Consider the following 18,765-nt stretch of genomic DNA (forward strand, 5'->3'; position numbering starts at 1 on the left):
ACTGATCGAGCCGCTCAGGCGGTTTGGACAGGGAGCGGCGATCGGGTAAGGTTGAAGGGTTGCCCCGGACGGGGTCGGGACGGGAAGTTCCGGTCGTGGATGGTGTGCGTCGGTTGTTTGAGAACTCAACAGTGTGCTTGATAGTCAATGCCAAATTTTGAACCTTTTTGGTTCCTTTGGACTGGATTGAACAGCTAGTCTGTTTGGTCTGGCCAGTATCGATAGGCGACTGGTGGCCCTCTTTGGGGGTTGTTGGTTGTTTTCTCTCTTTTACGGAGAGTTTGATCCTGGCTCAGGACGAACGCTGGCGGCGTGCTTAACACATGCAAGTCGAACGGTGAAGCCCAGCTTGCTGGGTGGATCAGTGGCGAACGGGTGAGTAACACGTGAGCAACCTGCCCTCCACTTCGGGATAAGCCTTGGAAACGGGGTCTAATACCGGATATGAGCATCTGCCGCATGGTGGGTGTTGGAAAGTTTTTCGGTGGGGGATGGGCTCGCGGCCTATCAGCTTGTTGGTGGGGTGATGGCCTACCAAGGCGTCGACGGGTAGCCGGCCTGAGAGGGCGACCGGCCACACTGGGACTGAGACACGGCCCAGACTCCTACGGGAGGCAGCAGTGGGGAATATTGCACAATGGGCGAAAGCCTGATGCAGCGACGCCGCGTGAGGGATGACGGCCTTCGGGTTGTAAACCTCTTTCAGCAGGGAAGAAGGCCTTCGGGTGGACGGTACCTGCAGAAGAAGCGCCGGCTAACTACGTGCCAGCAGCCGCGGTAATACGTAGGGCGCAAGCGTTGTCCGGAATTATTGGGCGTAAAGAGCTCGTAGGCGGTCTGTCGCGTCTGGTGTGAAAACCCGAGGCTCAACCTCGGGCTTGCATCGGGTACGGGCAGACTAGAGTGCGGTAGGGGAGACTGGAATTCCTGGTGTAGCGGTGGAATGCGCAGATATCAGGAGGAACACCGATGGCGAAGGCAGGTCTCTGGGCCGCAACTGACGCTGAGGAGCGAAAGCATGGGGAGCGAACAGGATTAGATACCCTGGTAGTCCATGCCGTAAACGTTGGGCACTAGGTGTGGGGCTCATTCCACGAGTTCCGTGCCGCAGCTAACGCATTAAGTGCCCCGCCTGGGGAGTACGGCCGCAAGGCTAAAACTCAAAGGAATTGACGGGGGCCCGCACAAGCGGCGGAGCATGCGGATTAATTCGATGCAACGCGAAGAACCTTACCAAGGCTTGACATGCACCGGACGCTGCCAGAGATGGTGGTTCCGCAAGGTCGGTGCACAGGTGGTGCATGGTTGTCGTCAGCTCGTGTCGTGAGATGTTGGGTTAAGTCCCGCAACGAGCGCAACCCTCGTCCCATGTTGCCAGCGGGTTATGCCGGGGACTCATGGGAGACTGCCGGGGTCAACTCGGAGGAAGGCGGGGATGACGTCAAATCATCATGCCCCTTATGTCTTGGGCTTCACGCATGCTACAATGGCCGGTACAGAGGGCTGCGATACCGTAAGGTGGAGCGAATCCCAAAAAGCCGGTCTCAGTTCGGATTGGGGTCTGCAACTCGACCCCATGAAGTCGGAGTCGCTAGTAATCGCAGATCAGCAACGCTGCGGTGAATACGTTCCCGGGCCTTGTACACACCGCCCGTCAAGTCACGAAAGTTGGTAACACCCGAAGCTCATGGCCCAACCGGTTCGTCCGGGGGGAGTGGTCGAAGGTGGGACTGGCGATTGGGACTAAGTCGTAACAAGGTAGCCGTACCGGAAGGTGCGGCTGGATCACCTCCTTTCTAAGGAGCACATACTGCTCACCTGGTGGGGTTCTGCCCTGGGGGTGGGTGGTCATGCACAGCCATCGTAGGCGCCGAACGTGTGTCTGGTGGTTGCTCTGGGTGGAACATTGACTGTTTGCGGTGCGCTGGGTGCGTGCCGGCTGCTAGTACGTCTGCTGCTTCGGTGGTGGGTGGGAACGTGGTCGGTGGCCTCTGGTGGGTCGTGTGAGCACACTGTTGGGTCCTGAGGCAACCGGCCTGCGTGGTCGGGTGACCTTTGATGGATACGGGTCGTTGGTCGGGTCTTCATACCGCTTCGCGCGTCGTGCCGGGTCGTTGCTTCTTCGGGGGTGATGGTTGGTGGGGTGTGTGGGGGTCGGGTGGGCCTGGTGGCCGGCGGGACCGTCCGTTGCTTGAGAACTGCACAGTGGACGCGAGCATCCCAGATGTTCAAGTATTATTCTTGGATTTCTGTAGCATATTTGTAGTGTGTGTCGAAGTTTAGAAGGGCACATGGTGGATGCCTTGGCACTAGGAGCCGAAGAAGGACGTTGTAGCCTGCGTTAAGCCTCGGGGAGCTGGCAAACGAGCTGTGATCCGAGGATGTCCGAATGGGGGAACCCAGCCGCAGTCATGTGCGGTTACCTGTACCTGAATTCATAGGGTGCAGGGGGGAACGCCGGGAAGTGAAACATCTCAGTACCGGCAGGAAGAGATATTCCGTGAGTAGTGGCGAGCGAAAGCGGATGAGGCCAAACCGTATGCGTGTCAAGCTGTCAGGCGTTGCGTGTGCGGGGTTGTGGGACCTTTCTCAGATCACTGACATGGTCTGGACCAGTAAGAAAGTCGTGTCATAGTCGAACCGCATTGAAAGGCGGACCGTAGAGGGTGTGAGTCCCGTAGACGAAATGGTGCGGCCTGGTGAAGGGGATCCCAAGTAGCACGGGGCCCGTGAAATCTCGTGTGAATCTGGCAAGACCACTTGCTAAGCCTAAATACTACCTAGTGACCGATAGCGGACAAGTACCGTGAGGGAAAGGTGAAAAGTACCCCGGGAGGGGAGTGAAATAGTACCTGAAACCGTGTGCCTACAATCCGTCGGAGCCTCCTTAGCAGGGGTGACGGCGTGCCTTTTGAAGAATGAGCCTGCGAGTTAGTGCTCGGTGGCGAGGTTAACCCGTGTGGGGAAGCCGTAGCGAAAGCGAGTCCGAATAGGGCGATTCAGTCGCCGGGTCTAGACCCGAAGCGAAGTGATCTAGCCATGGGCAGGTTGAAGCGCCGGTAAGACGGCGTGGAGGACCGAACCCACTTAGGTTGAAAACTGAGGGGATGACCTGTGGTTAGGGGTGAAAGGCCAATCAAACTTCGTGATAGCTGGTTCTCCCCGAAATGCATTTAGGTGCAGCGTCACGCGTTCCTTGCCGGAGGTAGAGCTACTGGATGGCCGATGGGCCTCACCAGGTTACTGACGTCAACCAAACTCCGAATGCCGGTAAGCCAGAGCGTGGCAGTGAGACTGCGGGGGATAAGCTTCGTAGTCGAGAGGGAAACAGCCCAGACCACCGGCTAAGGCCCCTAAGCGTGTGCTCAGTGGGAAAGGATGTGGAGTTGCACAGACAACCAGGAGGTTGGCTTAGAAGCAGCCACCCTTGAAAGAGTGCGTAATAGCTCACTGGTCAAGTGATTCCGCGCCGACAATGTAGCGGGGCTCAAGTACACCGCCGAAGCCGTGGCACTCACACTTTACCCAGCATTCCCTTTCGAGGGGGTGTTCAGGTGTGTGGGTGGGTAGGGGAGCGTCGTGTGGGCAGTGAAGCCGCAGGGTGACCTAGCGGTGGAGACCACACGAGTGAGAATGCAGGCATGAGTAGCGAAAGACGGGTGAGAAACCCGTCCGCCGAATGACCAAGGGTTCCAGGGCCAGGTTAATCCGCCCTGGGTAAGTCGGGACCTAAGGCGAGGCCGACAGGCGTAGTCGATGGACAAGGAGTTGATATTCTCCTACCGGCGAAGAACCGCCCATACCGAATCCGGTGATGCTGACCACCCCCGAGTACCACCGTCGCCTTCGGGTGACACCGGTACAACGGCGTGGGACCCAATCCGGTAGTAGGTAAGCGTGTTAACAGGGGTGACGCAGGAAGGTAGCCCGGCGTGGCGATGGTAGACCACGTCCAAGGTTGTAGCCGGCTTCGTAGGCAAATCCGCGAAGCATTGACGGTGAGAACTGACGGTGACCGCACTAGCGGGAATCGGGTGATCCTCAGCTGCCAAGAAAAGCCTCGACGCGAGGTTCTAGCCGCCCGTACCCCAAACCGACTCAGGTGGTCAGGTAGAGAATACCAAGGCGATCGAGATAATCGTGGTTAAGGAACTCGGCAAAATGCCCCCGTAACTTCGGGAGAAGGGGGGCCCGATCCGTGAACACCCTAGCGGTGGGAAGCGGTGAGGGCCGCAGAGACCAGGGAGAAGCGACTGTTTACTAAAAACACAGGTCCGTGCGAAGTCGCAAGACGATGTATACGGACTGACGCCTGCCCGGTGCTGGAAGGTTAAGAGGACGAGTCAGCGTAAGCGAAGCTCAGAATTTAAGCCCCAGTAAACGGCGGTGGTAACTATAACCATCCTAAGGTAGCGAAATTCCTTGTCGGGTAAGTTCCGACCTGCACGAATGGCGTAACGACTTCTCCGCTGTCTCAACCACGAACTCGGCGAAATTGCACTACGAGTAAAGATGCTCGTTACGCGCAGCAGGACGGAAAGACCCCGGGACCTTTACTATAGCTTGGTATTGGTGTTCGGTGCGGTTTGTGTAGGATAGGTGGGAGACTTTGAAGCCCGCGCGCCAGCGCGAGTGGAGTCGCCGTTGAAATACCACTCTGACCGCATCGACCATCTAACCTCGGTCCGTGATCCGGATCAGGGACAGTGCCTGGTGGGTAGTTTAACTGGGGCGGTTGCCTCCCAAAATGTAACGGAGGCGCTCAAAGGTTCCCTCAGCCTGGTTGGCAATCAGGTGTCGAGTGCAAGTGCACAAGGGAGCTTGACTGTGAGACCGACAGGTCAAGCAGGGACGAAAGTCGGAACTAGTGATCCGGCGGTGGCTTGTGGAAGCGCCGTCGCTCAACGGATAAAAGGTACCCCGGGGATAACAGGCTGATCTTCCCCAAGAGTCCATATCGACGGGATGGTTTGGCACCTCGATGTCGGCTCGTCGCATCCTGGGGCTGGAGTAGGTCCCAAGGGTTGGGCTGTTCGCCCATTAAAGCGGCACGCGAGCTGGGTTTAGAACGTCGTGAGACAGTTCGGTCCCTATCCGCTGCGCGCGCAGGAAACTTGAGAAGGGCTGTCCCTAGTACGAGAGGACCGGGACGGACGAACCTCTGGTATGCCAGTTGTTCCGCCAGGAGCACCGCTGGTTCGCTACGTTCGGAAGGGATAACCGCTGAAAGCATCTAAGCGGGAAGCCTGCTTCAAGATGAGGTTTCCATCCCCCTCGTGGGGTGAAGGCACCCAGCTAGACCACTGGGTAGATAGGCCGGAAGTGGAAGACAGGACCAACGACTGTCGCAGCTGACCGGTACTAATAAGCCAACAACTTCAACACCAACACTTCTGCTATGCACGCGTCCACTGTGCGGTTCCCGAGAAACGGGCACCACCCCCTTTCACCTCGACCAGGTGAAACAACAAGGGGGAACCCGAACAACTCGATAACGTTACGGCGGTCACAGCGAAGGGGAAACGCCCGGTCCCATACCGAACCCGGAAGCTCAGCCCTTCAGCGCCGATGGTACTGCCCTGGAGACGGGGTGGGAGAGTAGGACGCCGCCGGACACCCTTTGACAAGGACCCCGCACCTTCTGGTGCGGGGTCCTTTGTCGTCCCCGGGAACGTGCCCGCTGCTGGCTGTGCCGAGCACCGTCCGTTTGTTCACACGGATGTGACCACGCGGTGCCCGGGCGAGGCTCGGGGGACCACTAGACTGGCGGCCATGTCCACCATCTCCCGTGACGAGGTCGCGCGCGTCGCAGCACTGGCGCGGATCGAGCTGCGCTCCGACGAGCTGGACCGGCTCGCCGGCGAGCTCGACGTGATCGTCGAGTCCATCGCCAAGGTGAGCGCGGTCGCGACCCCTGAGGTCCCCGCCACGAGCCATCCGCTCCCGATGTCGAACGTCTTTCGCGTGGACGAGCCCGTCCCGTCGCTGCCGGTCGAGGACGTCCTGGCCGCCGCGCCGGACGCCGAGGACGGCCGGTTCGCCGTCCCGCAGATCCTGGGGGAGGAGTGACATGACGGACCTGACCAGACTGTCGGCGGCCGAGCTCGCCGAGAGGCTCCGTGCACGCGAGGTGACGAGTACCGAGGTCACCCAGGCGTACCTCGACCGGATCGCCGTCGTCGAGCCCGCCGTCCACGCCTACCTCCACGTGTCCGCCGAGGAGGCCCTGGCCACCGCGCGCGACGTCGACGCCCGGCGCGCGGCCGGCGAGGACCTGCATCCCCTGGCCGGTGTGCCGATCGCCGTCAAGGACGTGGTGGTCACCCAGGGCATGCCCTCCACCGCCGGCTCGAAGATCCTCGAGGGCTGGATCCCCCCGTACGACGCGACGCTCGTCGAGCGGATCCGTGCCGCGCGGATGCCCATCCTCGGCAAGACGAACATGGACGAGTTCGCCATGGGATCGTCGACGGAGCACTCGGCGTACGGCAACACGCACAACCCGTGGGACCTGGACCGCATCCCGGGCGGCTCCGGGGGTGGCTCCGCCGCGGCGGTCGCGTCCTTCGCCGCGCCGCTCGCGATCGGCACGGACACCGGTGGGTCCATCCGCCAGCCGGGTGCCGTCACGGGCACCGTCGGCGTCAAGCCGACCTACGGGGGAGTCTCCCGCTACGGACTCATCGCGCTCGCGTCGAGCCTCGACCAGGCCGGTCCGGTGACCAGGACGGTCCTGGACTCCGCACTGCTGCACGAGCTCATCGGCGGGCACGACCCTCGTGACTCGACGTCGATCCCCGAGCCGCTGCCCGACGTCGTCGGTGCCGCTCGGCAGGGGGCGCTCGGTGACCTGAGCGGCGTCCGTGTCGGTGTCGTCGAGCAGCTGCAGGGCGACGGCTACCAGCCCGGTGTCCAGGCGCGGTTCGAGGAGTCGCTGGCGCTGCTGGAGGAGGCCGGCGCGGAGATCGTCCAGGTCTCCTGCCCGCACTTCGAGTACGCGCTGGCCGCCTACTACCTCATCCTGCCGGCCGAGGCGTCGAGCAACCTCGCCAAGTTCGACGGCATGCGCTTCGGCCTGCGTGTCGAGCCGGAGGAGGGCCCGGTCACCGCCGAGCGCGTCATGGCCGCCACCCGCGGCGCCGGGTTCGGCGACGAGGTCAAGCGCCGCATCATCCTGGGCACCTACGCCCTGAGCGCTGGCTACTACGACGCGTACTACGGCAGCGCGCAGAAGGTGCGCACGCTCATCCAGCGCGACTTCGAGGCCGCCTTCGAGCAGGCCGACGTCCTGGTGTCCCCGACGGCCCCGACGACGGCGTTCAAGCTCGGCGAGAAGCTGGACGACCCGCTGGCGATGTACCTGAACGACGTCGCCACGATCCCGGCGAACCTGGCCGGTGTACCGGGGATCTCGGTGCCGAACGGCCTGTCCGACGACAACCTCCCGGTCGGGTTCCAGGTGCTCGCCCCCGCGAAGGCCGACGACCGTCTCTACCGCGTCGGCGCCGCCCTCGAGGCTGCGCTCGAGACCCGCTGGGGCGGCCCGCTGCTCGACCGCGCCCCCGAGCTCGGCTGACGGACCCACGAAGGAGATGACTGTGACCCAGATGGTCGACTACGCCGACGCGGTCCGCCGGTACGACCCGGTGCTCGGCATCGAGGTGCACGTCGAGCTCGGCACCCGCACCAAGATGTTCTGCCCGGCCGAGGCCTCGTTCGGCGCGGAACCCAACACCCAGACGACGCCGGTGAGCCTCGGCCTGCCCGGCGCGCTGCCGGTGGTCAACGGCACCGCGGTGGAGTACGCGATCCGCATCGGACTGGCGTTGAACTGCCAGATCGCGGAGTCGTGCCGCTTCGCCCGCAAGAACTACTTCTACCCGGACGTGCCGAAGAACTTCCAGACCTCCCAGTACGACGAGCCGATCGCGTTCGACGGCTGGCTCGACGTTGAGCTCGAGGACGGCACGATCCACCGGGTCGAGATCGAGCGGGCGCACATGGAGGAGGACGCGGGCAAGAACACCCACGTCGGCGGCTCCACCGGTCGCATCCACGGCGCGGAGTACTCGCTCGTGGACTACAACCGGGCTGGGATCCCGCTGGTGGAGATCGTCACCAAGCCGATCACCGGCGTGGGCGACCGCGCACCCGAGGTCGCCCGCGCCTACGTCCAGGCGCTGCGGGACATCTTCCGCGTCCTCGACGTGTCCGAGGCCAAGATGGAGCGCGGCAACGTCCGTGCCGACGTCAACGTCTCGTTGCGTCCCACCCCGCAGGACGAGCTGGGCACGCGCACCGAGACGAAGAACGTCAACTCCTTCCGGTCCGTCGAACGGGTCGTCCGGCACGAGATCTCCCGCCAGGCGGGCGCCCTCGACGCCGGCGAGACGATCGTCCAGGAGACCCGCCACTGGCACGAGGACACGGGCACCACCACGTCCGGCCGGGTGAAGTCTGACGCGGAGGACTACCGCTACTTCCCGGAACCCGACCTGGTGCCCGTCGAGCCGTCGCGCGAGTGGGTCGAGGAGATCCGCGCGACCCTGCCCGAGCTACCGCAGGCGCGCCGCCGTCGGCTGCAGACCGAGTGGGGCTTCGCCGACGCCGAGATGCGTGACGTGGTCAACGCCGGGGCGATCGAGCTCATCGAGGCGACGGTGGCCGCCGGGTCCAGCCCGGCAGCGGCGCGCAAGTGGTGGATGGGCGAGCTGGCCCGTCGCGCCAAGGAGGCGGACGTCGACCTGGCCGAGCTGTCGATCACCCCCGCGCAGATCGGCGAGCTGCAGCGCCTCGTGGACGAGGGGCGGATCAACGACAAGATCGCCCGCCAGGTCCTCGACGGCGTGCTCGCCGGTGAGGGCGAGCCCGAGGCGGTCGTCGTGGCGCGCGGGCTGGAGATCGTCTCGGACGACGGCGCGTTGCTGGCCGCCATCGACGAGGCGCTCGCCGCGCAGCCCGACGTCGTGGAGAAGGTCCGCGGCGGCAACCAGGGACCAGTCGGCGCCATCATCGGTGCCGTCATGAAGGCCACGAAGGGGCAGGCCGACGCCAAGCGCGTGCGCGAGCTCGTGCTGGAGAGGATCGGCGCGTGAGGGGCCCCCTCCTCGCCGGGGAGATGATGCGCCTGCGCCCGATCGAGGCGCGGGACGCGGACCGGCTGTGGGAGTCCCTGCACGACCCGGAGGGCATGCGCCTGACGGGCACGACCGCGACCTTCTCGCGGGGGCAGATCGACGAGTGGGCGGCCACGGTCTCCGAGCGCGAGGGCCGCTACGACTGGGCGATCACCCCGGGCGCCGTGCGGGACGGCGAGCTGGTCAGCGACGAGCTGATCGGCGAGATCGTCCTCAACGACCTGGACACGGCCGCCCGCAGCGCCAACCTGCGCCTGCAGATGCTGCCGGACTACCGGGGCCGGGGGTACGGGCGGGAGGCCATCGAGGAGGTGCTGCGGTTCGCCTTCGACGGTGTGCCGGGCGACGACGGTCCCCGCCTGCACCGCGTGAGCCTCGACGTGCTCAGCATCAACCCGCGGGCCAAGGCGCTGTACGCCTCGCTCGGCTTCGTCGAGGAGGGGCGTCTGCGCGAGGTCTATCGGGACGGCGCGACGTGGGCGGACGCGATCGTCATGAGCGTCCTCGAGGACGAGTTCCGCGACCACCAGCGCTGAGCGGCCTCGAGCGGATCACGGCGCCACGTTCAGCGTGGTGCCCGCTGGAAGTCGTCGAGGGCGACGCGCCGCTCGACGGCGTGGTCCACGATCGGCGCGGGGTAGTCGGCCGGGGGCTGGTCGAGCCGCCAGGGCTCCTGCACGCGGGCGACCGGGACGTCGCGGAGCTCGGGGACCCACCGGCGGACGTACTCGCCGCCCGGGTCGAACTTCTTGCCCTGGGTGACGGGGTTGAAGATCCGGAAGTACGGGGCCGCGTCGTACCCGGTGCCGGCCACCCACTGCCAGTTGAGCTGGTTCTGCGACACGTCGCCGTCGACCAGGTGCTCCATGAAGTGCGCGGCACCTCGCTGCCAGCGCACGTGCAGGTCCTTGACGAGGAACGACGCGACGACCATGCGCACCCGGTTGTGCATCCATCCCGTGGCCAGGAGCTGGCGCATGCCGGCGTCGACGATCGGGTAGCCGGTGCGACCGGCCGTCCACGCGGCGAGGCGCTCGTCCTCCTGCGCGCCCCGCGCCCACGACTCCTCCGGCACGACGGCGCGGAGCGAGCGGGTGCGGGACGCCGGCTGGTGGTGCAGGACGTCCGCGTGGAACTCCCGCCACGCCAGCTCGGAACGGAACGAGGCGACGTCGGCGGCGGGTGCTCCGTCGGACGCCGCGGTGGCGAGGTCGGCGAGCAGGGTGCGCGGGTGGACCTCGCCCCAGCGCAGGTGGACCGACATCGCCGAGGTGCCGGCCAGGTCGGGCCGGTCGCGCCGGTCGTCGTAGCCGGCGAGCCCGTCGGCGAGGAAGGCGTGCCACCGGCGCCGCGCGGCCGCCTCGCCGGCCCGGGGCAGCCGCGCCTCGGTGGCCGGCGCGGCGGGCAGGTCGTCGGCGGGCAGCGACGCCCACGGGATCGACCGTGGGCGCGCCGCGGGCGCCCGCCACCCGTGCTCCAGCCAGGCCCGCCGGAACGGGGTGAAGACCCGGTACGGCGTGCCGCCGCCGGTGCGGAGGCGACCGGGGGAGACGGCGTAGGCCGATCCGGTCACGACGAGCCGTCTGCTGTCGTCCGCGAGCGCCTCGGCGACCGCGTCGTCACGTCGCCGCCCGTACGGCTCGTGGCTGGCGGCGACGTGGACCTCGCGGGCGCCGGCCTCGCGGGCGACCCCGGGAACGACGGTGCGCGGGTCGCCGTGCCGGACCACGAGCGCGCCGTCGCAGGCCTCGTCGAGCGCGCGTAGAGCCTCGAGCAGGTAGGCGAGCCGGTTGCGGCCGGCCCGTGACCACAGGGCGTCGTCGAGGACGTAGAGCCCGACGACGTCGCTGCCGTCCTGGCGGGCCGTCTCGACGGCGGCCAGCAGGGCGGGGTTGTCGGCGAGGCGCAGGTCGCGGCGGAACCAGAAGACGGTCGAGGGCACCGGTCCACCGTAGTCCGGCACCCGGGCCGCGGCTCGCCGTCTGCCGGGCCGGGCGCCCGGTCGCAGGTCCGGCGCACCGGTGCCAGAGTTTGCCCATGAGCGCGTCGTCGCGGCCGCCGGCGGGCGGTCCCGCTCCCGGGGAGGATCGCACCTTCTTCGGCCACCCCCGTGGTCTGATGACGCTCTTCACCACCGAGGCGTGGGAACGGTTCAGCTACCACGGGATGCGCGCCGCTCGGCACGGGACTCCTCAAGCCCAACGTGTCCGCGATGGTGGGCGAGCTGTACGAACGCGACGACCCGCGACGTGAGTCGGGGTTCTCGCTGTTCTACATGGGGATCAACCTCGGCTCGCTCTTCGCGCCGCTCTGCCGTCGTCGGCGAGGGCCGGGCGCCCGCATGGGTGCTGGTGGTCGTCTACGTGATCCAGACCCTCGGTGAGCTCTGCCTGTCCCCGCCCGGGCTGGCGGCCACGACGCTGCTGGCGCCGCGGGCGTTCCGTGGGCAGGCGATGGCCCTGTGGTTCCTGGCGAACGCCTCCGGCCAGGCCGTGACGGCCCAGCTCGTCCAGGTGACGGCGGGGGTCTCGGACACCGCCTACTTCGGTGGGATCGGCGTGGTGGCGCTCGCGGTGGCGGGGCTGGTCTGGGCGGTCTCGCCGTGGGTGGTGCGGCACGTCCGGGCCGCGGACGAGGCGGAGGGAGTCCGGACCGCCGGGGCGTGACCCCGGTGACCCCGGTGACCCGGCCGACCCGGGCGGAGCGCTCAGCGCAGCCAGCTGCTCGTCCCGGGCACCGACGAGGCGGCCCAGGTGCGGCCGAGACCCCACGTGTCGCCGGCACGGGTCAGGGCCAGCGTCACCAGCAGGGCGGTGTACACGACGTGCTCGTCGACGAGCGGGTTGTGCGACCCGGCGGCGAACGGCCACGTCGACAGCCACAGGGAGAGCATGAGCAGGCCACCGGCGACCGCTGCGGCCCGCATCCCGATGCCCAGGAGCAGGGCGAGCCCGGTGCCGAGCATGCCGAGCATGAACAGGATGTCCGTCGCGGGACCGGACAGCGTCGCGAACGTCCCGGACAGCGGTCCGGTGACGTGCTCCAGGTAGCCCGCCGTCGGCGACGTCCCGGTGGTCAACCAGGCCGCCTCGGGCGGGGTGGCGTGGCCCAGGCCGAACGCCTTGTCGGCCACCGGCCACAGGAACACCACGGAGAGCAGGAGGCTACAGGAGGCGAGCGCACGGCGGGCCGCAGCCCCGGAGGCTGACGTCCCGGCGTCGGCGGGGCTGGTGCTGGTCGGTGCGGAGGTCGTGGCCGTCATCGTCTCGTCCTCGTTCGTCTCGGGGGTGGGCACCTGCATCCTCGGCACCTCGAGGACGCGGTGGCCAGCGTCCGGCGCAAGGTGAAGCGTTTATGCGTACGGATCTGTCCACCTGGTGGACCGATGAGGGGCATCCCGTATGCCCACGTCGCGGGACAGGTGTGCCGCTCCGCCGAGCGACGGCGTACGCTGCGCGAGCGTGCCGCTCGCGGCATGCGCGCCCCGTCTTGAAGGAGTGACATGAGCCGCCCCCTGCGTTCTCGCACGTCCACCCACGGCCGCAACATGTCCGGCGCCCGCGCCCTGTGGCGCGCGACCGGCATGGGGTCCGAGGACTTCGGGAAGCCGATCGTCGCGATCGCGAACTCGTATACGCAGTTCGTCCCGGGGCACGTCCACCTCAAGGACATGGGCGACCTGGTGGCCGGCGCGATCCAGGAGGCCGGCGGGGTCGCCAAGGAGTTCAACACGATCGCCGTGGACGACGGCATCGCGATGGGCCACGGCGGCATGCTCTACTCGCTGCCGAGCCGGGACCTCATCGCGGACTCGGTCGAGTACATGGTCAACGCGCACTGCGCGGACGCCCTCGTGTGCATCTCCAACTGCGACAAGATCACCCCGGGCATGCTCAACGCGGCGCTGCGGCTCAACATCCCGGTCATCTTCGTCTCGGGCGGCCCGATGGAGGCCGGCAAGGCGATCGTGGCCGACGGCGTCGCCAAGACCAGCCTCAACCTCATCAACGCGATCAACTACTCGGCGGACGACAACGTCTCGGACGAGGCGCTGGCGAAGGTCGAGGAGGCGGCGTGCCCCACGTGCGGCTCCTGCTCGGGCATGTTCACCGCCAACTCCATGAACTGCCTCACCGAGGCGCTCGGGCTGTCGCTGCCCGGCAACGGGTCCACGCTGGCCACGCACGCCGCGCGCAAGGAGCTGTTCCTCGAGGCCGGACGGACCATCGTCGACCTGGCGAAGCGGTACTACGACGACGAGGACGACTCCGCGGCGCCGCGAGGCATCGCGACCAAGGCGGCGTTCCACAACGCGATGGCGCTCGACGTCGCCATGGGCGGCTCGACCAACACCGTCCTGCACGTGCTGGCCGCCGCGCAGGAGGGCGAGATCGACTTCACGCTCGCCGACATCGAGGACATCAGCCGACGCGTGCCATGCCTGAGCAAGGTGGCCCCCAACCACCCGGACTACCACATGGAGGACGTCCACCGGGCCGGCGGCATCCCCGCGCTCCTGGGCGAGCTGCGTCGCGCCGACCTCCTCGAGACCGACGTGACCAGCGTGCACACCCCGACCCTGGAGGCCTGGCTGGACGACTGGGACATCCGGTCCGGCAAGACCACGCCCACGGCTCTGGAGCTCTTCCACGCGGCGCCGGGCGGGGTGCGCACCACCCAGGCGTTCTCCACGCAGAACCGCTGGGAGTCCTTGGACACCGACGCGGCCGAAGGCTGCATCCGCGACCTCGAGCACGCCTACACCGTGGAGGGCGGCCTCGCGGTGCTGCGCGGCAACCTCGCCGAGGACGGCGCCGTGTTCAAGACGGCGGGCGTGGACCCGGACGTCTTCCACTTCGTCGGCAAGGCCCTCGTGTGCGAGTCGCAGGAGGACGCCGTGGAGAAGATCCTCACCAAGCAGGTCGAGCCCGGCCACGTCGTCGTCGTGCGCTACGAGGGTCCTGCGGGCGGTCCGGGGATGCAGGAGATGCTGTACCCCACCTCGTTCATCAAGGGCCGGGGGCTCGGCAAGGTCTGCGCCCTCATCACGGACGGCCGGTTCTCGGGCGGGTCGAGCGGCATCTCGATCGGCCACGTCTCCCCGGAGGCGGCGGCCGGCGGGCTCATCGGTCTGGTCGAGGACGGCGACGAGATCGAGATCGACGTCGACTCGCGGGCCATCAGGCTCAACGTCCCCGACGAGGTGCTCGCCGAGCGGCGCGCCAAGATGGAGGCCTCGGAGAACCCGTGGCAGCCGGTCGACCGGGACCGCTACGTCTCGCCCGCCCTGCAGGCCTACGCCGCGATGGCGACGTCGGCCGACCGCGGCGCCGTGCGGGACGTCTCCCTGGTCACCCGCCGCTGACCGTGCGGTTCGTCGACCTCCGGGCGGACGACGCTGACGCCGTCCAGCGGCTCTTGGCCGACGACGGCGGGTACTGCCGGCGCGTCACCGGCCGATCGGCCGAGGCGTCCGACGCGCTGGCCGTGCTCACCGAGGGTCCGCCGGAGGTCCCGGCGACGGCGAAGCACGTCCTCGGTCTGTCCGACGGCGACGACCTGGTAGCGCTCGCCGACGTGATCCGTGGCTGGCCGACCGTCGAGCACGCGCACGTCGGGCTGCTCCAGACGGCGGCGACGCGGCACCGGCGAGGGGTCGGCCGCGCGCTGCACCGTGCGGTGGAGGAGCGGGTGGCGACATGGCCGGAGGTCACGATGCTCCGGCTCGCCGTCGTCGACACGAACCGCGAGGTCGCCGAACCGTTCTGGCGTGCGATGGGCTACCGCCTGACGGGCGAGACGAGACCCTTCGAGTCCGGGAGCGTCCGGTCCGTGGCCCGGATCTGGACGCGGCCGGTCGTGTCCTGACGCGCCGGGTCGGTCGGCCGGGGCCCAGGAACGACGCGCGTCGGCAGGTCCGCGCGGCCGTGGGCCGTCGTCGGGCCTAGCCTGGGCGCATGAGTGCCGACGCTGCTGCCGCCCGGACCACGCCCGACATCAAGCCTCGCTCCCGCCAGGTCACCGACGGGTTGGAGGCCACCGCCGCGCGCGGCATGCTCCGCGCCGTCGGGCTCGGCGACGACGACTTCGCCAAGCCGCAGATCGGCGTGGCGAGCTCGTGGAACGAGATCACGCCGTGCAACCTGTCGCTGGACCGCCTGGCGGGTGCGGTGAAGAACGGCGTGCACGCGGGCGGGGGCTTCCCGCTGGAGTTCGGCACCATCTCCGTCTCGGACGGCATCTCGATGGGGCACGAGGGGATGCACTTCTCGCTCGTGAGCCGCGACGTCATCGCCGACTCCGTCGAGACGGTGATGCAGGCCGAGCGCCTCGACGGATCGGTGCTGCTCGCCGGCTGCGACAAGTCGCTGCCCGGGATGCTCATGGCCGCCGCTCGCCTCGACCTGGCCAGCGTCTTCCTCTACGCGGGCTCCATCATGCCGGGCTGGGTGAAGCTCTCGGACGGCACGGAGAAGGACGTCACGATCATCGACGCCTTCGAGGCGGTCGGCGCGTGCTCGCGCGGGCTCATGAGCCGCGAGGACGTGGACCGCATCGAGCGGGCGATCTGCCCCGGCGAGGGTGCGTGCGGCGGGATGTACACCGCCAACACGATGGCTTCCGCCGCCGAGGCCATGGGCATGTCCCTGCCGGGGTCCGCCGCCCCGCCGTCGGCCGACCGGCGTCGCGACACGTTCGCCCACGCCTCCGGCGAGGCGGTCGTGGAGATGCTGCGCCGCGGGATCACCGCCCGCGACATCATGACGAAGGAGGCGTTCGAGAACGCGATCGCCGTCGTCATGGCGTTCGGCGGCTCGACCAACGCCGTGCTGCACCTGCTGGCCATCGCCCACGAGGCCGAGGTCGACCTCACGCTCGAGGACTTCGACCGGGTCGCGAGCCGGGTGCCCCACCTGGGCGACCTCAAGCCGTTCGGGCGCTACGTGATGAACGACGTCGACCGCATCGGCGGCGTGCCGGTCATCATGAAGGCGCTGCTCGACGCCGGGCTGCTGCACGGCGACTGCCTGACGGTCACGGGCCGCACCGTGCGCGAGAACCTGGCCGAGATCGACCCGCCCGACCCGGACGGCAAGATCCTGCGGGCGCTCGCGGAGCCGATCCACCCGACCGGCGGGATCACCATCCTGCACGGCTCGCTCGCGCCGGACGGCGCGGTCGTCAAGAGCGCGGGCTTCGACTCCGACGTCTTCGAGGGCACGGCGCGGGTGTTCGAGCGCGAGCGTGGCGCGCTCGACGCGCTCGAGGACGGCACGATCACCGCGGGCGACGTCGTCGTCATCCGCTACGAGGGCCCGAAGGGCGGTCCGGGCATGCGCGAGATGCTCGCCATCACCGGCGCGATCAAGGGTGCCGGGCTCGGCAAGGACGTCCTGCTCATCACCGACGGCCGGTTCTCGGGCGGGACCACCGGGCTGTGCGTCGGGCACATCGCCCCGGAGGCCGTCGACGGCGGCCCGGTCGCGTTCGTGCGCGACGGCGACCGGATCCGTCTCGACGTCGCGGCCAAGACCCTCGACGTCCTCGTCGGCGACGAGGAGCTCGCGGCCCGTCGGGCCGCGGGCTGGCAGCCCGTGCCGCACGGCTACACCCGGGGCGTGCTGGCCAAGTACACGAAGCTGGTGCAGTCGGCGTCGCGTGGCGCGGTGCTCGGCTGAGGTGGCGGCCCCACGCAGCGACCGGCCGACCCGGGCGTGCGCGGCGGCGGGTGTCGGACGCCGGCCCTAGCGTGGCACGTGGAGGTGTGACCCATGAGCGATCGAATCAGCGCTGCCGACTTCCAGGTGGCCGACGGCACCGACGACTGGCGGGTGACGGCCGACGAGCGGGCGTCCGCGGTCTTCCGCACGGGCAGCTTCACCACGGGGGTGCAGCTCGTCGAGGCGATCGGGGAGCTGGCCGAGGCCGCGAACCATCACCCTGACGTCGACCTGCGCTACGGGACCGTCACGGTGCGGCTGACGTCGCACGACGTCGGCGGGCTGAGCGAGCGGGACGTGGCGCTCGCGGTGCAGGTCTCACGGGTGGCCCGCGAGCTCGACGTCCCGGCGGACCCTGCGGCGCCGACCGGGATCACCGTCGGCATCGACGTGCTCGACGGCCGGGCCGTGCAGCCGTTCTGGCGGGCCGTGCTCGGCTACCAGGAGACGAGCGGCGACGACGCCGACGACGCCGCACCGGCCCTCGTCGACCCGTCCGGTGCGCTGCCCACGGTGTGGTTCCAGCAGATGGACGCACCCCGCGAGCAGCGCAACCGGATCCATCTCGACGTCTACGTCGGCCCCGACGTCGCCGAGCAGCGGGTCGCCGACGCCGTGGCCGCGGGCGGACGCCTCGTCACCGACGAGTTCGCTCCCGCCTGGTGGGTGCTGGCGGACGCCGAGGGCAACGAGGCCTGCGTGTGCACCTGGCCGCCGTCCGACTGACCTGTGGACGGTCGGACGCGCGGCGGCCGGCGTCGCTACGCTGTCGCGGGTGCCCGTCACCGCCCAGCCGTCCGACCGGACCGCACCTCGCCCGACGTCCACGACGGCGGTGATCGCCGGCGTCGGCGTCCACCTGCCGGAACGCACCGTCGACGTGCGCGCCAGCGAGCTCGAGCTCGCCGCGCGCAACCCCGGCGCCGTGCCCCGCGTCCCCCTGGTGTCGCGACTGACGGGGGTGCGCCGGGTGCACGTCCTGCCCGACTCGTGGGACGCGTCGGACCTCGCGGTCGCCGCCGCCGGAAAGCTGCTCGCCGCCGAGGGCCTCGCCACCGACGACGTCGACCTGCTGCTGTTCGCCTCGGCGACGCAGGACATGATCGAACCCGCGACGAGCCACATCGTCGCGGCGAAGCTGGGCGTGCGGGCGCCGGTAATGGACGTCAAGAACGCGTGCAACTCGGTGCTCAACGCGATCGAGGTCGCCGAGGCGCTCGTCGGTGGCGGCGGGTACCGCACGGTCCTGGTCGCCTGCGGCGAGGCGCCCACGCGCGGGGTTCGTCGTGACGTGCCGGACCGGGCCACCTACCTGCTCTCCGCGCCCGGGTACACCATGTCCGACGCCGGGGCGGCGGTCCTCGTGCGGCGTGCCACGCCCGAGGAGTCCGGCGCCCGGGACGCGCAGGGCCTGCTGGCGCCGCGCGGGATCCTCGCCAGCGCCTTCGGTGCGGACTCGACGCGCTGGGACGTGGGGATGCTCCCCGGCGGCGGCACCGCGCACCCCCGCGACCCCGAGCGGACGTACTTCGAGATCGACGGGTCGCGGCTGCGCGAGGCGTTCCTCGCCCTCGGGCCCGACGTCGTCCACCAGGCGCTGGAGCGGGCCGGTGTCACCTGGGACGACGTCGCCCTGGTCGCCGTCCACCAGGTGGCGGTCGCCTACCTCGACGACGTTCGGGTCGCGCTCGACCTGCCACCGGGGCGCACCGTCGTCACGGTCGCCGACCACGGGAACGTGGCCTCGGCGTCGCTCCCGCTGCAGCTCCGGACCGCCCTCGACACCGGCCGGGTCGGACCGGGCGACCTGGTGGTGCTCGTCGGGCTCGCCGGCGGCATCAGCATCGGCGCGACGGTGGTCCGGCTGTGAGCGGGACCCGGTCCGCCCCGGCGGACGGACCGCGTTC

The 18,765-nt window shown here is 68.4% G+C and carries 13 protein-coding genes and 3 rRNA genes; 14 read left to right on the top strand and 2 right to left on the bottom strand.

The annotated features are described in order from the left end of the window. Nucleotides 1-269 precede the first annotated feature (269 nt). From AC3RJ8_RS05585 to AC3RJ8_RS05615, 7 genes are all read left to right on the top strand, one after another. A 16S ribosomal RNA gene (locus AC3RJ8_RS05585) occupies nucleotides 270-1,796 on the top strand. 475 nt (nucleotides 1,797-2,271) lie between these two features. After that, nucleotides 2,272-5,385: ribosomal RNA gene (locus AC3RJ8_RS05590) — 23S ribosomal RNA — on the top strand. 113 nt (nucleotides 5,386-5,498) lie between these two features. Further along, nucleotides 5,499-5,615 (top strand): 5S ribosomal RNA (rrf, locus tag AC3RJ8_RS05595). Together the 16S, 23S and 5S rRNA genes form the textbook arrangement of a ribosomal RNA operon. Before the next feature lie 157 nt (nucleotides 5,616-5,772). Further along, nucleotides 5,773-6,069: an Asp-tRNA(Asn)/Glu-tRNA(Gln) amidotransferase subunit GatC gene (gene gatC / locus AC3RJ8_RS05600; protein WP_489714936.1), complete on the top strand. Its 297-nt coding sequence runs from the start codon at nucleotides 5,773-5,775 to the stop codon at nucleotides 6,067-6,069. A 1-nt stretch (nucleotide 6,070) separates the two neighbouring features. Beyond that, nucleotides 6,071-7,576: an Asp-tRNA(Asn)/Glu-tRNA(Gln) amidotransferase subunit GatA gene (gene gatA, locus AC3RJ8_RS05605; RefSeq protein ID WP_489714937.1), complete on the top strand. Its 1,506-nt coding sequence runs from the start codon at nucleotides 6,071-6,073 to the stop codon at nucleotides 7,574-7,576. A 16-nt stretch (nucleotides 7,577-7,592) separates the two neighbouring features. Next, the gene (gene gatB / locus AC3RJ8_RS05610; RefSeq protein ID WP_489714938.1) at nucleotides 7,593-9,095 is read left to right on the top strand and encodes an Asp-tRNA(Asn)/Glu-tRNA(Gln) amidotransferase subunit GatB; all 1,503 of its coding nucleotides are present in this window, start codon (nucleotides 7,593-7,595) and stop codon (nucleotides 9,093-9,095) included. Nucleotides 9,096-9,118: 23 nt separating this feature from the next. Further along, nucleotides 9,119-9,673, top strand: a complete 555-nt coding sequence (locus AC3RJ8_RS05615; protein WP_489715587.1) for a GNAT family N-acetyltransferase — start codon at nucleotides 9,119-9,121, stop codon at nucleotides 9,671-9,673. Nucleotides 9,674-9,702: 29 nt separating this feature from the next. Here AC3RJ8_RS05615 and AC3RJ8_RS05620 read toward each other — a convergent pair whose 3' ends face one another. After that, complete coding sequence (locus AC3RJ8_RS05620) at nucleotides 9,703-11,079, bottom strand: cryptochrome/photolyase family protein (protein ID WP_489714939.1); 1,377 nt, start codon at nucleotides 11,077-11,079, stop codon at nucleotides 9,703-9,705. Nucleotides 11,080-11,349: 270 nt separating this feature from the next. Here AC3RJ8_RS05620 and AC3RJ8_RS05625 point away from each other — a divergent pair, with 270 nt between their 5' ends. Next, the gene (locus AC3RJ8_RS05625; protein ID WP_489714940.1) at nucleotides 11,350-11,520 is read left to right on the top strand and encodes a POT-type proton-dependent oligopeptide transporter; all 171 of its coding nucleotides are present in this window, start codon (nucleotides 11,350-11,352) and stop codon (nucleotides 11,518-11,520) included. Next, nucleotides 11,501-11,803, top strand: a complete 303-nt coding sequence (locus tag AC3RJ8_RS05630; RefSeq protein ID WP_489714941.1) for a hypothetical protein — start codon at nucleotides 11,501-11,503, stop codon at nucleotides 11,801-11,803. Before AC3RJ8_RS05625 ends, AC3RJ8_RS05630 begins: the two co-directional genes overlap by 20 nt. A 41-nt stretch (nucleotides 11,804-11,844) precedes the next feature. On the opposite strand, the gene AC3RJ8_RS05635 is transcribed toward AC3RJ8_RS05630, so the two are convergent. Beyond that, nucleotides 11,845-12,438, bottom strand: a complete 594-nt coding sequence (locus tag AC3RJ8_RS05635) for a DoxX family protein (protein ID WP_489714942.1) — start codon at nucleotides 12,436-12,438, stop codon at nucleotides 11,845-11,847. A gap of 201 nt (nucleotides 12,439-12,639) precedes the next feature. Here AC3RJ8_RS05635 and ilvD (AC3RJ8_RS05640) point away from each other — a divergent pair, with 201 nt between their 5' ends. The 5 genes from ilvD (AC3RJ8_RS05640) (at nucleotide 12,640) to AC3RJ8_RS05660 (ending at nucleotide 18,728) form a co-directional block, all read left to right on the top strand. Beyond that, nucleotides 12,640-14,502: a dihydroxy-acid dehydratase gene (gene ilvD / locus AC3RJ8_RS05640; protein ID WP_489714943.1), complete on the top strand. Its 1,863-nt coding sequence runs from the start codon at nucleotides 12,640-12,642 to the stop codon at nucleotides 14,500-14,502. A gap of 2 nt (nucleotides 14,503-14,504) precedes the next feature. Next, nucleotides 14,505-15,005 (top strand): GNAT family N-acetyltransferase, encoded by a 501-nt coding sequence (locus AC3RJ8_RS05645; protein WP_489714944.1) that lies wholly within the window; start codon nucleotides 14,505-14,507, stop codon nucleotides 15,003-15,005. Between the two features lie 89 nt (nucleotides 15,006-15,094). Next, nucleotides 15,095-16,816 carry a dihydroxy-acid dehydratase gene (ilvD, locus tag AC3RJ8_RS05650; RefSeq protein ID WP_489714945.1) on the top strand — a complete coding sequence of 574 codons (1,722 nt, stop codon included), beginning with the start codon at nucleotides 15,095-15,097 and terminating at the stop codon, nucleotides 16,814-16,816. Between the two features lie 93 nt (nucleotides 16,817-16,909). After that, complete coding sequence (locus AC3RJ8_RS05655; protein ID WP_489714946.1) at nucleotides 16,910-17,584, top strand: 4a-hydroxytetrahydrobiopterin dehydratase; 675 nt, start codon at nucleotides 16,910-16,912, stop codon at nucleotides 17,582-17,584. 49 nt (nucleotides 17,585-17,633) lie between these two features. Next, entirely contained in the window at nucleotides 17,634-18,728 is a 1,095-nt protein-coding gene (locus AC3RJ8_RS05660) for a 3-oxoacyl-ACP synthase III family protein (protein WP_489714947.1), read from the top strand. Nucleotides 18,729-18,765: the final 37 nt, after the last annotated feature.

This window comes from Isoptericola sp. MSGPD8_1_ISO-PGPR-S23-394 (genome assembly GCF_058072785.1).

Bases quoted from the DNA above. Each gene is read 5' to 3' on its own strand.
- ilvD (WP_489714945.1), top strand. From the start codon at position 15,095: ATGAGTGCCGACGCTGCTGCCGCCCGGACCACGCCCGACATCAAGCCT.
- AC3RJ8_RS05625 (WP_489714940.1), top strand. From the start codon at position 11,350: ATGGTGGGCGAGCTGTACGAACGCGACGACCCGCGACGTGAGTCGGGG.
- ilvD (WP_489714943.1), top strand. From the start codon at position 12,640: ATGAGCCGCCCCCTGCGTTCTCGCACGTCCACCCACGGCCGCAACATG.
- gatA (WP_489714937.1), top strand. From the start codon at position 6,071: ATGACGGACCTGACCAGACTGTCGGCGGCCGAGCTCGCCGAGAGGCTC.
- gatC (WP_489714936.1), top strand. From the start codon at position 5,773: ATGTCCACCATCTCCCGTGACGAGGTCGCGCGCGTCGCAGCACTGGCG.
- AC3RJ8_RS05635 (WP_489714942.1), bottom strand. From the start codon at position 12,438: ATGCAGGTGCCCACCCCCGAGACGAACGAGGACGAGACGATGACGGCC.
- gatB (WP_489714938.1), top strand. From the start codon at position 7,593: ATGACTGTGACCCAGATGGTCGACTACGCCGACGCGGTCCGCCGGTAC.
- AC3RJ8_RS05615 (WP_489715587.1), top strand. From the start codon at position 9,119: ATGATGCGCCTGCGCCCGATCGAGGCGCGGGACGCGGACCGGCTGTGG.
- AC3RJ8_RS05655 (WP_489714946.1), top strand. From the start codon at position 16,910: ATGAGCGATCGAATCAGCGCTGCCGACTTCCAGGTGGCCGACGGCACC.